At 47.6% G+C, this 14,703-nt stretch carries 12 protein-coding genes and 1 pseudogene; 6 read left to right on the top strand and 7 right to left on the bottom strand.

Translation table 11 applies throughout. From position 1 onward, the window contains the following. From L4D76_RS21885 to L4D76_RS21855, 7 genes and pseudogenes are all read right to left on the bottom strand, one after another. A pseudogene (locus L4D76_RS21885) lies at positions 1 to 117 on the bottom strand (IS630 family transposase); the annotation flags it as partial. Positions 118 to 177: 60 nt separating this feature from the next. Continuing rightward, entirely contained in the window at positions 178 to 1,110 is a 933-nt protein-coding gene (locus L4D76_RS21880; RefSeq protein ID WP_428442997.1) for a hydroxymethylglutaryl-CoA lyase, read from the bottom strand. A gap of 7 nt (positions 1,111 to 1,117) precedes the next feature. Beyond that, positions 1,118 to 3,256: an acetyl/propionyl/methylcrotonyl-CoA carboxylase subunit alpha gene (locus tag L4D76_RS21875; RefSeq protein ID WP_428442998.1), complete on the bottom strand. Its 2,139-nt coding sequence runs from the start codon at positions 3,254 to 3,256 to the stop codon at positions 1,118 to 1,120. Positions 3,257 to 3,353: 97 nt separating this feature from the next. Next, positions 3,354 to 4,178, bottom strand: a complete 825-nt coding sequence (locus L4D76_RS21870; protein WP_428442996.1) for an enoyl-CoA hydratase-related protein — start codon at positions 4,176 to 4,178, stop codon at positions 3,354 to 3,356. A gap of 14 nt (positions 4,179 to 4,192) precedes the next feature. Beyond that, positions 4,193 to 5,797 carry a carboxyl transferase domain-containing protein gene (locus L4D76_RS21865; protein WP_428442995.1) on the bottom strand — a complete coding sequence of 535 codons (1,605 nt, stop codon included), beginning with the start codon at positions 5,795 to 5,797 and terminating at the stop codon, positions 4,193 to 4,195. A gap of 40 nt (positions 5,798 to 5,837) precedes the next feature. Next, positions 5,838 to 7,007, bottom strand: a complete 1,170-nt coding sequence (locus L4D76_RS21860) for an isovaleryl-CoA dehydrogenase (protein WP_428442994.1) — start codon at positions 7,005 to 7,007, stop codon at positions 5,838 to 5,840. A gap of 110 nt (positions 7,008 to 7,117) precedes the next feature. Next, a complete protein-coding gene (locus L4D76_RS21855; protein ID WP_428442993.1) occupies positions 7,118 to 7,495 on the bottom strand; it encodes a MerR family transcriptional regulator in 378 nt (125 codons plus the stop codon). 211 nt (positions 7,496 to 7,706) lie between these two features. Here L4D76_RS21855 and L4D76_RS21850 point away from each other — a divergent pair, with 211 nt between their 5' ends. The 6 genes from L4D76_RS21850 (at position 7,707) to mmsB (ending at position 14,693) form a co-directional block, all read left to right on the top strand. Continuing rightward, positions 7,707 to 8,906 carry a thiolase family protein gene (locus L4D76_RS21850; RefSeq protein WP_428442992.1) on the top strand — a complete coding sequence of 400 codons (1,200 nt, stop codon included), beginning with the start codon at positions 7,707 to 7,709 and terminating at the stop codon, positions 8,904 to 8,906. Between the two features lie 18 nt (positions 8,907 to 8,924). Continuing rightward, positions 8,925 to 10,418: a CoA-acylating methylmalonate-semialdehyde dehydrogenase gene (locus L4D76_RS21845; RefSeq protein ID WP_428442991.1), complete on the top strand. Its 1,494-nt coding sequence runs from the start codon at positions 8,925 to 8,927 to the stop codon at positions 10,416 to 10,418. A gap of 27 nt (positions 10,419 to 10,445) precedes the next feature. Next, on the top strand, positions 10,446 to 11,615 hold the full coding sequence (locus L4D76_RS21840; RefSeq protein WP_428442990.1) for an acyl-CoA dehydrogenase family protein: 1,170 nt from the start codon (positions 10,446 to 10,448) through the stop codon (positions 11,613 to 11,615). Positions 11,616 to 11,683: 68 nt separating this feature from the next. Beyond that, positions 11,684 to 12,481, top strand: coding sequence for an enoyl-CoA hydratase (locus L4D76_RS21835; RefSeq protein ID WP_428442989.1), 798 nt, complete (start codon positions 11,684 to 11,686; stop codon positions 12,479 to 12,481). A gap of 116 nt (positions 12,482 to 12,597) precedes the next feature. Then, positions 12,598 to 13,752: an enoyl-CoA hydratase/isomerase family protein gene (locus L4D76_RS21830; protein WP_428442988.1), complete on the top strand. Its 1,155-nt coding sequence runs from the start codon at positions 12,598 to 12,600 to the stop codon at positions 13,750 to 13,752. A 35-nt stretch (positions 13,753 to 13,787) separates the two neighbouring features. After that, positions 13,788 to 14,693, top strand: a complete 906-nt coding sequence (gene mmsB / locus L4D76_RS21825) for a 3-hydroxyisobutyrate dehydrogenase (RefSeq protein ID WP_428442987.1) — start codon at positions 13,788 to 13,790, stop codon at positions 14,691 to 14,693. The last annotated feature ends 10 nt before the right edge of the window (positions 14,694 to 14,703 follow it).

Here is a 14,703-nt window from a genome sequence, read left to right as displayed (position 1 = left end):
CCAACCTTCCGATGCAAGAAGTACCGCTTTTATACGATCACGCACTCGACCGTCAYGAGTCTTATCATGCTGGTTTTCAAGTTCTTGTTTCTGCTTTTGGGTTAGAGTCATTTTCATAGTGTGTAGCATGATCCTCATTATTAAAGAAATCAAGCATCATCAATGATCACGGGTATATCACCTTTTTTTATTGGCGTTTTTTCTATATTGGTTTTGTGTAAGCAAAGCGAGTGATACTTTTGATGCGGGCTGTTTGTTCAATTTGTCGCAAATCTTCCATCCTGCTTGTGCAACTTTATTAAGATCTACATCTGTCTTTATGCCTAAACCGTCACAAAGATAAATCACGTCTTCCGTGGCTACATTTCCACTGGCTCCGCTGGCATACGGACAGCCACCTAAACCCGCAACACTGGTGTCGACAACATTAATTCCCATACTTAACGCCTGATAAATATTTGCTAACGCCTGTCCCCAGGTATCATGAAAATGTACCGCTAACTGATGCATTGGAACGTATTGGTTTACTGCTTCCAACATTCTGGCGATACGAAGCGGGGTACCTGTACCGATGGTGTCACCAAGGGAGATTTCATAACATCCCAATTCAAGCAGTGCCTTTGCGACTGCAGCAACCTGAGCGGGTAGCGTCGGGCCGTCATAAGGGCAGTCGATGACACATGATAAATAGCCACGAACCCGGATCCCATCACCTCTGGCTTGCTCTATCAGTGGCGCAAAACGCTTCAAGCTTTCTGCGATAGAGCAGTGAATGTTTTTGTGGCAGAAGCCTTCAGACGAAGAGGTAAAGATAGCGACTTGATCTGCACCAGATTCCAGCGCTTTCTCGAACCCTTGAATGTTTGGTGTCAGGGCAGAATAAATGATGTTTGGCTTTCTGGTAATTTGCTGTAATACCTGATTGGAATCGGCCATCTGTGGCACCCATTTGGCAGAGACAAATGAGCCAGCTTCGATATGGGTTAACCCTGTTTCCGACAGTTGATTAATAAGCATGACTTTATCGGCAGTGCTGACGCTGTTCTCATTCTGCAGTCCGTCTCTTGCGCCAACTTCCACTAGGGTCACATGCTCTGGTAGTAAGTTCATAGCCAGTTTACCTCACCAACTCAAAATTGAGCAGCAGCTGACCATGCTCAACTTGATCACCTGTGGTGAAGTGGACAGATTCAATAATGCCGTCGTATGGCGCTTTGACGGTATATTCCATTTTCATGGCTTCAATGATGATCAACGGCTGGCCTTTGTTAACCTTTTCTCCAGCCTTACAGTAGATGGTTGATATGATGCCATTCATTGGTGCTTGTGTGAGGGCCTCTTTTTTCTCCTTGTGTTCCTTTGCTATGTACCCGTTAACAATCGAGCGGTAAGTTTCATGGCTAGCCTGATAGAAAATGTCGATCTGGTTGTGAGTTCCGATTGCGGTGAATTTCTCTTGTTGTCGGGTGGCATCAATGTGTTGGCAAAGCTCAATGGCCATTCGGTTCGGTGAATGTGTATTCCTTTGTGCTATGGGTCTAATGGTCAGCGGACGGACTTGGTGACGTTGGCTGTTCGTCTTTACACCGATTAATGTTAGTTCTGAGGCAAACTGTTGCGGTTGCTCACCAAGCTCAAAAGTCAGTACAAAGAGATGTCCGTCACTGTCTTGTAAGCAGACCGATTGTGATGCTGGTTGATTCATGCGCCATCCAGGCATTTCCCATGGTGATTGAACCTGTCTATATGGTTGAAGTGAACAAGGCTGAGATGAACCGATGGGGGATTTTTGTTCCGGTCGCAGTAAGCAAACGGCAGCAAACAGCAAAGATTTAGCGATCGAAACTGGGGTATCAGTATCAGGTTGAATGACTGTCAGCTCGATCATTGAAGGTTTTTGGGCTAGAAGAACATTCTGATGCTCTGCAATGAATGCAGTACTGATCTCTTCACGGGCAAAGGCAGGGTGATTCACTAACCGATGAAGATATTGGATATTGGATTTCAAGCCGATCAGCTGATATTGCGCTAAGGCCAGCTTTAGCTGATGAATGGCTGCGGATCGGTTCTCTCCCCACGCGATAACTTTTGCTAGCATGGGGTCATAATAGCTAGTGACAGTGTCACCAGGTTGAATGCCAGAATCTACACGAAGGAACTTAGTCGTCTCGGGTTCATGGAGGTAACTGATGGTGCCAGCATCGGGCAGGAAGTCGTTATCCGGATCTTCGGCATAGACTCTGACTTCCATCGCATTTCCTTTCTGTACTATCTGATGTTGGTGAAGGGGAAGCGGGTGACCTTCTGCAATCTTGATTTGCCACTCGACTAAATCTTGCCCTGTAATGAGTTCCGTTACTGGATGCTCGACCTGCAAGCGGGTATTCATTTCCATGAAGTAGAACTGACCGGCTTGATTGACTCGTGATTGCTCAAGCAGGAACTCAATAGTTCCTGCTCCGGTATAGTTAATGGCTCGGGCGGCATTAACCGCAGCTTCGCCCATTTGTACTCGAAGTGAGTCGCTTAATCCCGGAGCCGGAGCTTCTTCGACGATCTTCTGATGACGACGTTGAATAGAGCAGTCGCGGTCTGACAAATAAACCGTATTTCCATGTTGATCGGCAAAGATTTGAACTTCAATATGTCTGGGATCAATCAGGTATTTTTCAATTAAAAGATGATCATCACCAAAGGCTGCCATCGCTTCACGCTTTGCGCTGGCTATCGCTTCAAGCATTTCAGAGCCGACATTAACAATTCGCATTCCTTTGCCGCCACCACCCAATGTCGCTTTTAGTAATACGGGATAGCCGATTTTATCTGCTTGTTGCTGTAAAAATTCCGGCTGGTTGTTATCACCGTGATAACCGGGGATCAGTGGAACATTGGCTTTCGCCATGATAGTTTTGGCGTCTGATTTTGATCCCATGGTATTGATTGCATCAGCTGATGGGCCGATAAAGATGAAGCCTTGCTCTTGGCAAGCCTGGGCAAATTCTGCATTTTCTGATAAAAAACCGTAGCCTGGATGAATAGCATCGACCTGGGCCGCTTTTGCTGCAAGCAATAATGCATTGATGTTCAGGTATGATTCACGGGCTGCAGATGGCCCAATACTCATGGCCTGATCAGCCATGGAAACATGCTTGGCATTGCGATCGGCATCTGAATACACCGCAACTGTTTCGATATTTAAACGTCGGGCTGTGTCTATAATTCGACAGGCGATCTCGCCTCGGTTCGCAATAAGCATACGTAGAATTTTTCTTATCGAGCCGGGCTTCACTGTCTCTGCCGTGCTAACAGGCTGTTGTGGCGGAGTGATATTAACCACTGTGGGATCTGAGGATTTATTCATGCTTGCCACTCCATGCTGGTGGTCGCTTTTCAAAGAAAGCGTTCAAACCTTCTTGTCCTTGTTCAGATACCCGGATCTCAGCGATTAAATCGCTGGTCAATGCTCTCAATTCAGGATCTATCTTTTTATTCTCACAGGTTTGACATAACTGTTTGGCTTTTGTCATTGCATTGGGGCTATTGGCAAGAATAGTTTGGGTTAATCGGGCGAGTTGTTTGCCTAATGCACCGCTGAGAGTATCCGTTACAATATGAATGAGACTCAATTGCTGTGCAGTTGCTGCGTCAAAACGCTCCGCTGTCAGCATATAGCGTCGGGCTTGTCTGACTCCCATCGCCCGGCATACATAGGGGCAAATCGTGGCGGGAATTAATCCCAATTTTACTTCACTAAGACAAAACAGTGCGTCAGAGCTGGCGATGGCAATATCGCAACAGCAAATCAGCCCCAAAGCGCCACCAAATGCACTGCCATGCACAAGTGCAATGGTCGGGTGAGGAAAGGTATCTAAGACATGCATTAATTGCGCAAGTTGTCTGGCGTCTTGCCGGTTTTCATCGATACTTTTTTCGGCCATTGTTCTCATCCAGTTGAGATCGGCACCCGCTGAAAAGTGTTTACCATTGGCGCGTAATACCAGGCCGCGCACTCTGGTATCACTTTTTAATATGTCCAGATGAGTGAGCAGTGTTTGAATCACCCTGTTATCAAAGGCATTATGTTTGCTGACTCGGTTTAAAGTCAGGGTTGCAATACCATTTGCATCGACGGCGCATAATACTTCTTTGGCCTGAGCCTCGGTATCTTGCTCTTTCATTACTCAACCCTCACTCACATGCGGAAAATACCAAACTGGCTATCTGGGATCGGAGCGCGTAATGATGCCGTTAGCGCTAATCCAACAACTTCTCTGGTCTGTTTGGGGTCGATGATACCGTCATCCCACAGTCGGGCACTGGCATAGTAGGGATGCCCCTGGGCGTCATAGAGTTCGATAATCGGCTGTTTAAAGGCAGATTCTTCATCGTCACTCCATGTTTCCCCTTTACGGGCTTTCACATCACGGGTGACTTGCGCCATAACGCCGGCGGCTTGTTCACCGCCCATCACTGAGATCCGGGCATTCGGCCACATCCACATCATTGTGGGGTTATAGGCCCGGCCGCACATACCGTAGTTACCCGCACCATAAGAGCCACCGACAATCACAGTGAATTTTGGTACATCAGCGCAGGCGACGGCCATCACCATTTTCGCACCGTGTTTAGCGATGCCTTCAGATTCGTATTTTTTTCCTACCATGAAACCGGTGATGTTCTGGAGAAATAGCAGGGGAATTTTGCGTTTGGTGCAAAGCTCAATAAAGTGCGCCCCTTTTTGTGCGGACTCAGAAAACAGAATACCGTTGTTAGCAACGATGCCGATAGGGTGGCCGTGCAAATGAGCAAAGCCGCAGATCAGCGTGCTGCCGTATAAGGCCTTGAATTCATCAAAGTCGGAATCATCGACAACGCGGGCAATGACTTCTCTGATATCAAAAGGTTGGCGCAGGTTTGTTCCGACAATGCCATAGAGTTCATCTGCACAATAGTGTGGGGGGACAATTGCTTTTTCCGGCGGCTTCAGCTTTGGCTTATTGGTGCTGGTAATAGCCTGTCGGCTAAGAGTCAGGGCATGGTGTTCGTCTTCGGCATAGTAATCGGCTACGCCCGATGTTTTACAGTGCACATCAGCGCCACCTAATGCTTCGGCTGTAACAATCTCACCCGTCGCGGCTTTTACCAGCGGCGGGCCCGCCAGGAAAATGGTTCCTTGCTCTTTGACGATGATCGACACATCAGCCATTGCCGGAACATAAGCACCGCCGGCGGTACATAAGCCAAGTACGACTGCGATTTGCGGAATGCCCTTGGCTGACATTCGAGCCTGATTATAGAAAATACGCCCGAAATGGTCCCGATCGGGAAATACTTCAGCTTGATGAGGCAAGTTTGCGCCTCCGGAATCTACTAAATAGACCGTGGGCAGATGGCATCGCTCGGCGATTTCCTGTGCTCGAAGGTGTTTTTTCACCGTTAAAGGATAATAGGTACCACCTTTGACCGATGGATCGTTGGCGATAATCATGCATTCAATGCCTTCAACCTGACCAATACCCGCTACCACACCGGCACAAGGGATCGGTTCGTCGTAAACATTCCATGCGGCAAACTGACTGATTTCCAAAAACGGCGAACCGGCATCGAGTAATTTATCAATCCTTTCTCGCACCGGTAATTTACCTTTTTCTCTTTGACGAGCGAGAGCAGCTTCACCGCCACCTTGCATAATGACATGAAGATTAGACTGTAAGTTATCGACCAACGCCGTCATCGCCTGATGATTCGCGACAAACTTCGGATCTTGTGGCTGAATCTTACTTTGAATAATTGCCATACCCGTCCTTTATTGAAAATAGCGCTATCTTGAACCGTTCTTATAATGATTCTTTAAACAGTTCACGCCCAATCAGCATCCGTCTGATTTCAGAAGTACCTGCGCCTATTTCGTAAAGCTTGGCATCCCGTAGTAATCGTCCGGCCGGAAAATCATTGATATAGCCATTCCCACCTAGTAACTGAATCGTTTCCAGCGCGAGTTGAGTGGCCAGTTCGGCACTATATAGAATCACACCAGCGGCATCTTTGCGGGTGGTTTCGCCTCGATCACAGGCCGCGGCAACGGCATAGACATAAGATCGGGCGGCATTCATTCGGGTGTACATGTCAGCAACCTTGGCCTGAACTAGCTGAAATTCGCCAATTGACCGACCAAACTGTTTACGCTCATGCACATAGGGTACGACTAAATCTAGACAGGCTTGCATAATGCCAAGTGGTCCGGCAGCTAACACAACGCGCTCGTAATCAAGGCCGCTCATCAGAACTTTGACGCCATGATCCACTTCGCCAAGCACATTCCCTTTTGGTACTTCGCAGTTCTTGAATACCAGTTCACAGGTGTTTGAGCCACGCATTCCCAGTTTGTCGAGTTTTTGTGCATGGCTGAAACCTTTGAATTCTCGCTCGACAATGAAAGCCGTAATACCGTGGGAATCAGCCTCGGGATCGGTTTTGGCGTAAACCACCAATGTGTGGGCATCAGGGCCATTGGTGATCCACATTTTGGTACCATTCAGAATGTATCTGTTACCGACAAGCTGCGCTTTCAGCTGCATACCGATGACATCGGATCCGGCATTCGCTTCACTCATTGCCAGTGCACCAATTTGGCTGCCATCAATCAGGCCTGGCAGGTACTTGGCACATTGTTCCGCAGTACCATGGCGGTAAATTTGGTTCACACACAAGTTGGAATGGGCGCCATAGCTCAACCCGACCGAGGCCGAGGCCCGGCTGATTTCTTCCATCACAACCACATGTGTCAAATAGCCCATACCGGCACCGCCATACTCTTCGCTGACGGTAACGCCGAGTAATCCCATATCACCGAGCATAGGCCATAAATGATTTGGGAATTGATTGTCCCGGTCAATGTCGGCTGCTATTGGGGCTATGGTATGAGTTGCAAAACCATTCACTTGCTCGCGAAGCATGTCAATCGTTTCACCAAGGCCAAAATTAAGTGGGGTATAAGCAATTTTCATAACATCTCCTGGTTGTACCAAGTTGTGATGCGGTGTTGATGTCTAAGGGTGCTCTGTAATAGCGTCTGTTTTTGTTCTGGTATGTTGTTTAATGTGATCGGATATAGGCGTTAGCGCGGCTTTGTTCTATCCAGCGCCTGCTGACAGCGTTCACGAGCTGCACTGAGTTCGCTCATCACGACATTAATATCGTCTAACTGGCGTTGTAAGGTAATTTGCTTGTCATCAATAATGGTTAGCATCTGGTTCAGCTGTGTATTGCTTTGATTGGTATCGTATAGTTCGAACAATTCTCGGATTTCAGCTAATGAAAAGCCTAATCGCTTACCCCGCAGGATCAGTTTGAGCCTGATTTTATCTCGCCGCTGATAAACTCGGGTATTGCCATGTCGGGCAGGATGCAGCAGGTCCATATCCTCATAAAAACGGATACTTCGTGTGGTGATATCGAACTCTTTTGCCAGTTCGCTAATTTTGAAAGTCTCCACCTTATGATGCCCTCTAACAGCTTGGCGATCGGAAAGGCTCTGGTAGGTGTTACACAGATCCAGACCAGAACAATGCCGGATGGTACTGCCGATTTGTTTCTTAACGTTTACGTAAATGTTAGTGCTATGCTTACGAAAAGGTCAAGAAATCGCAGTTCGAAATAGTGACTCAAAATATTGTTTGATTGCTATCGTCGGAGAGGGCGAAGTGATGGAAAGAACAATCTGGATCGTATCGGCTAAAAGGACACCGCTAGGCAGTTTTCAGGGGCAGTTAAAAAGCCTGTCAGCACCACAACTCGGACAACATGCCATTAATGGCGTGCTGGATAAGATATCGCTCTCACCTGAGGTTATCGAAGAAGTCTTTATGGGGTGTGTGTTACCTGCCGGATGTGGTCAGGCGCCTGCTCGTCAGGCTGCAATAAGTGCCGGTTTACCCTATTCGACAGGCTGTACCACCATCAACAAAGTGTGTGGTTCAGGAATGAAATCGGTGATGCTGGCGCATGATCTGATTAAGGCGGGAAGTATTCAGGCGGCGATTGCCGGTGGTATGGAAAGCATGACTAATGCTCCCTATTTACTGAAAGAAGCGCGTAACGGGATGCGTTTAGGACATCGCACAACATACGATCATATGTTCTTAGATGGCCTGCAAGATGCCTATGATGGTGAACTGATGGGCGTCTATGCCCAGCAGATAGCCGATAAATTTGGTTTCACTCGTTTGCAAATGGATGAGTGGGCAACGATGTCGGTTCAACGTGCATTAGATGCGCAGAAACACAATCTTTTTGCTGATGAAATTGTTCCGATCCCTGTCTCTACCAAACATCATGATGTGATTATTGACCGTGATGAGCACCCCGGTGAAATCAGTATAGAGAAAATTCCCACATTAAAGTCGGCCTTTACAAAACATGGCACCGTGACAGCGGCTAATTCCAGTTCAATCTCTGATGGTGCTGCAGCATTAGTTCTCATGGATGCTGATCTGGCCAAACAACAGGGTCTAGCTCCACTGGCGATCATCAAAGGCCACGCCAGTTATGCCCGAGAGCCTTCTGAATTTACCCTTGCCCCCGCATTTGCCATCAGGCAGTTACTGTCGTCGCTCGATTGGTCGATTGATGAAGTCGACCTTTGGGAAATTAATGAAGCCTTTGCGGTCGTCACCCAAATAGCGGTGCAGCAACTGGGTTTAAGTGCCAGCAAAGTGAATATTAAGGGAGGCGCATGTGCACTAGGTCATCCTATCGGAGCCAGTGGAGCCAGAATTTTAGTTAGCTTGATCCATGCGTTAAAACAATTACAGGCATTATCGACTGTCAGCAAGCCATTGCGAGGTGTTGCATCGCTGTGTATTGGTGGTGGAGAAGCAACAGCCATAGGTATTGAAATTCCGTAACAGCGTAAGGAAATGACCATGATTCAGTCTGTTCCTCTATTTATTAACGGTGAGTTTCGCCAGTCAGTATCAAAGCAGTGGATCCATGTTACCAATCCGGCCAGCAATGAAATTATCGCCAACCTGCCTTGCGCGACAGAAGCCGAAGTGAAAGAAGCCGTTACAAGTGCCGCGCAAGCATTTTTGCAATGGAAAGAAGTTGCGATACCCGAGCGGGCAAGGCTCATGCTCAGGTATCAGCAGTTATTAAAAGAACATCATGATGAGCTGGCTACCTTATTGTCTCAGGATACCGGTAAGATTTTTGCCGATGCTAAAGGGGACGTATGGCGTGGTATTGAAGTGGTAGAGCAGGCGGCAAATATAGCCAGCCAGATGATGGGGGAAATGGTTGAAAATGTAGCTACAGACATTGATACCTATTCAATAATTCAGCCACTGGGCGTTTGTTGTGGCATCACGCCGTTTAACTTTCCGGCCATGATCCCGTTATGGATGTTTCCGATAGCGATTGCCTGCGGCAATACCTTTGTGTTGAAGCCTTCGGATCAAGTGCCATTAACCTCGATACGCCTGGCTGAGCTGTTTGAACAAGCGGGAGCCCCCAAAGGGGTGCTGCAGATAGTACATGGTCAGAAAGACCAGGTTGATTATTTACTGTCTCATCCTGAGATACGCACTGTCTCATTTGTCGGTTCTGTTCCCGTTGCCCGCTATATCTATCAAACCGCTACCCATAATCTGAAACGGGTTCAGGCCTTCGCTGGGGCCAAAAATCATATGGTGATCATGCCGGATGCGAACAGAGAACAAGTGATAAATAACTTGGTGGGATCATCGGTCGGTGCGGCCGGACAGCGTTGTATGGCGATCTCTGTTGCGGTGTTTGTTGACAGTGATAAGAGCTGGATCGCTGATTTAAAAACGGCGATGGCAAAAGTAAAACCGGGGAGCTGGAATGATGCCTCTGCCGGATTCGGCCCCTTGATCAGCCCGATAGCGAAAGAGCGAGTGCTACGTCTGATCCAACAAGGTAAAGATCAAGGTGCAGTGTGTGAACTTGACGGAAGCCAATGTGAAGTCGATGGGTATCCGAAAGGTAACTGGGTGGGGCCGACGCTGTTTAGTGGTGTCACTACGGAAATGTCGATCTATCAGAAGGAAATCTTTGGTCCGGTATTGATCTGTCTGGAGGTTGATAGTCTGGAAGAGGCCATCGCTTTGGTTAACGCCAATCCATACGGCAATGGTACGTCCATTTTTACTGCGAGTGGTGCGGTGGCCAGAAAATATCAGCATGAAATTGAGGTCGGCCAGGTAGGCATTAATGTCCCCATTCCTGTTCCTCTTCCTTTCTTCTCGTTTACTGGCTGGAAAGGCAGTTTTTACGGTGATTTACATGCTTACGGTAAGCAAGCCGTACGTTTTTATACTGAAACCAAAACCGTTACCGCGCGCTGGTTCGATGACGATATTCCAACTGGTCCGAACCTGACTATCCAGTTGAAGTAATCAAGGTATTGAGGCCAGGAGACATTTATGGACTTTGAGCTGAATGAAGATCAACGTGCTTTTGCACAAACAGCGCGGCAGTTTGCAACCGAACGGCTTAGTCCGATGGCAGCTGAATGGGATGAGAAGCAGATCTTCCCGAAAGATGTCCTAAAAGAGGCGGGTGAACTGGGTTTTCTAAGTCTTTATACCCCAGAGGCGCAAGGCGGGTTAGACCTGACCCGGTTGGATGCCTCAATCATCTTTGAGCAACTCGCGATGGGCTGCACGTCAACCACCGCGTTCATGACTATTCATAACATGGTGACCTGGATGATTGCCAGCTTTGCCACTGATGAGGCCTGTGCGGAGTATTGTCCGCAATTGGTCACCGGTGACTGGCTGGCTTCGTATTGCTTAACCGAGCCTGAAGCTGGATCCGATGCTGCTTCGCTGACGACCTCGGTAAAGCGAAATGGTGAGGAATACATTCTTAATGGCACGAAAGCGTTCATATCCGGGGCGGGTGAAACGGATGTTCTGCTGGTAATGGCAAGAACGGATGATGTTAGATCTGAAGATGACAAGGCCAAAGGGATTTCTGCTTTCATCGTGCCTGCCGATGCCAAGGGGATCCACTATGGGCGAAAAGAACCCAAACTGGGCTGGAACAGTCAGCCAACCCGGGCTATAACGTTTGAGAATGTGGCGATATCCGCTCGCAATCTGTTAGGGCAAGAAGGGGAAGGTTTCAAGTTTGCCATGAAAGGGCTTGATGGCGGACGAATTAACATTGCCACCTGCTCTGTCGGTACAGCGCAGCAGGCCTTAAACCAGGCGAAACAATACATGACAGAGCGGAAGCAGTTTGGAAAAAAGCTGGCTCAGTTTCAGGGGCTGCAGTTTAAATTAGCAGATATGGCAACCGAATTGGTTGCGGCAAGGCAATTGGTGCGGTATGCCGCCAGTAAGTTAGATCGTCAGGATCCGGAAGCAACGGCTTACTGCGCGATGGCTAAACGCTTTGCGACCGATGTTGGATTCACTGTTTGTGATCAGGCGCTGCAACTTTATGGGGGATATGGCTATATCAAGGAATATCCCCTTGAGCGCTATTTTCGTGATGTCCGGGTGCATCAAATCCTTGAAGGCACCAATGAAATCATGCGCTTGATCATTGCCCGCCGGCTGCTTCGCGAAGGTAGCGAATTGTTTTAATCTGAATGGTATTAATCTGAATTGTTTTAATCAGGTTTGAATGATTGTCTTACTCGGAGAGAAAGCTTATGTCAGAAAATGATGATTTGGTTCAGACTGCGGTTCAGGTTGAAATTAATAATCATGTAGCAGTGATCACCATGAATAACCCGCCTGCAAATACCTGGACGGCAGACAGTCTGAACGCACTAAAAAAACTGATACTTTCTTTGAATGGCAATAAAAAGGTGTATGCCCTGGTGATCACCGGCCAGGGTGACAAGTTTTTCTCGGCAGGCGCTGATCTTAAGTTGTTTGCTGACGGCGATAAAGCGATAGCTGGCGACATGGCACGTTGTTTTGGCGAAGCGTTTGAAACCTTGTCGGCATTCCGGGGGGTATCAATCGCAGCCATTAATGGCTATGCCATGGGCGGGGGATTAGAAGTGGCACTGGCATGCGACATTCGCATCGCTGAACAACAAACGGTGATGGCATTACCAGAGGCTAAAGTCGGCTTGTTGCCTTGTGCGGGGGGAACACAGAACCTGACCTGGCTGGTAGGAGAAGGCTGGGCAAAGCGTATTATTTTGTGTGGCGAGCGAGTCACTGCCGAACAAGCGCGTAACATTCGACTAGTTGAAGAGGTTGTTGAACAAGGAAAAGGCTTGGAAACTGCGATTAAGCTGGCTGAATCGGTGGCAAATCAATCCCCTTCATCGGTTACTGCCTGCAAAGCATTAATTCAGAATTGCCGCAGCGCACCGTTACAACATGGCCTGATGAAAGAACGAGAACTGTTTGTCCATCTGTTTGATACAGAAGATCAAACCGAAGGTGTTCAGGCCTTTTTGCAAAAACGTTCACCAAACTGGAAAAATCAGTAACTGTATTTATTAACAATCAAGAAAGTTATTGAGATCTCAGAACATTGTCATACATTTCAATTAGACTCAAAAGAGTTCGAATTAAAAAAGATAGCATACAAGAGGTTGGAGGCGGTATGACAGGAAAGGTCAGTTTTACAGAATTGGATTGCAGCAGTGGCCATAAAATTGGCGTGGCAGAGCTAGATAATACGGCTTCGCTCAATGCACTCACCTTGGATATGCTAAAGCAACTGAAAGAAAAATTAGAGCAATGGCAGGCCGATGATGACATCGTTTGTGTGTTCCTTGAAGGTGCCGGAGAAAAGGCGTTCTGTGCTGGTGGCGATGTACGAGCCATGTATCATGCGATGCAGACAGATTCATTAAATAAAGTAAATAAAAGTGAAAAAGAAGTCAGCATAGCGCAGGAATTTCTCACCGAATATTTCACCGTGGAGTACGGCTGCGACTACTTGATTCACCGCTATCGAAAACCCCTCATCGTCTGGGGTGAAGGCATTATTATGGGAGGAGGGATCGGCTTATATATTGGTGCAAGTCACAGGGTAACAACACCAAAATCTCGTCTTGCGATGCCTGAAATCAGTATTGGTTTGTATCCCGATGTGGGCGGTACCTGGTTCTTGAATCAGTTGCCGACCGGAATTGGCTTGTTCCTTGCCTTAACCGGCGCACCAATCAACGCCAGTGACGCGTTAGATCTAAAGCTTGCCGATCATTTGTTATTGCCAGAACAAAAAAAAGCTGTCTTGCAACAATTACAGACTAATCCTTGGCGTGATGTTGAAGACAATCACGCACTGGTGACTGAATTACTTGAGAACTTTGGTAAATCTGCCCTTCGTGAGCATCCTGCCAGTCAGCTTATCCCTTACTTTGCACAAATTCAGGCGGCATGCAGCGGTGTTGATCTTAATGTGATTTGTCAGCAGATCGCTGCGATTGACGGTATGGGGCGTTGGATGGAAACCGCTAAAGCAACATTAGTTGCAGGCAGCCCAATTACGGCTCACATATGTTTCAGGCAGTTAACTCACAGCCAAAGGCTATCACTGGCTGAATGCTTCAAACTGGAACTAACAATATCCGTTCGCTGTGGATTACTCGGTGAATTTGAAGAGGGCGTCCGGGCCAGGCTTATTGATAAATGTGGAGAGCCGAACTGGAAGTTCAAAACAGTCGAAGAGGTTGAGTCGTCTGTGATCGATACCCTATTTACACCATTGTGGTCTAACGCAGATCACCCATTAGCTTATCTTGATACATAACAACATCACTTAACCTCAAACTGGGGAGGCGTTTCATGAGTACCATTGCATTTATTGGACTGGGTAACATGGGCAGTCCGATGGCGAAAAACCTGATTTCAGCAGGTTTTAATGTTCAAGTATTTGATATAAATACAGCGGCAGCAAAGAAAATAGAGCCTTTTGGGGCTATGGTTGCGGCCTCCTTAGAAGAAGCGGTGAAAGGAGCTGATACAGTTATTAGCATGTTACCGACCGGAGTGCATGTTCGCGCTGTATATCTCGGCGATCATCATGGTGGAGTGGGGCTGCTCAACCTGGTCAGTAAAGACACCTTCTTGATTGATTCCTCAACGATAGATCCTGACTCGGCGCGTCTGGTTGCGAATGAAGCGGCGAACAAAGGACTGGAGTTTGTTGATGCGCCAGTATCTGGCGGTGTTGCCGGCGCTCAAGCCGCGACGCTGACGTTTATCGTCGGTGGGACCGAACCGAATTTTCATAAAGCGCAAACAATATTGCAGTATGTCGGTAAAAATATCTTTCATGCAGGTAAAGCCGGTGACGGACAAATGGCAAAAATCTGTAACAACCTGATGCTTGGCATTTTGATGTCGGGCACTTGTGAGGCATTGAGTCTCGGGATAGATAATGGCCTCGATCCAAAAGTGTTATCAGAAATTATGCTGCAAAGCTCGGGGCGTAATTGGGCGCTAGAACTCTATAACCCTTGTCCTGGCGTGATGGAAAAAGTGCCAGCCAGCAAAGAGTACCACCCTGGCTTTATGGGTAAATTGATGCTTAAAGATCTGGGATTAGGAATGGATGCCGCTATTCAAAGCCAATCAGCGATTCCAATGGGCACCTTAGCCAGAAACCTCTATGCCTTCCACAATGCGAATGGAAACGAAGAGCTGGATTTCTCAAGTTTGTTTCAGTTTTATCGCCACCAATCTAAATAACAAGTTGGAG

The organism is Photobacterium sagamiensis (assembly GCF_050337085.1).
In the GTDB taxonomy this organism is placed as follows: Bacteria; Pseudomonadota; Gammaproteobacteria; order Enterobacterales; family Vibrionaceae; genus Photobacterium; species Photobacterium sagamiensis.
Note: the sequence above shows the minus strand (reverse complement) of the source record. Positions and strands in the feature narration are given on the sequence as shown.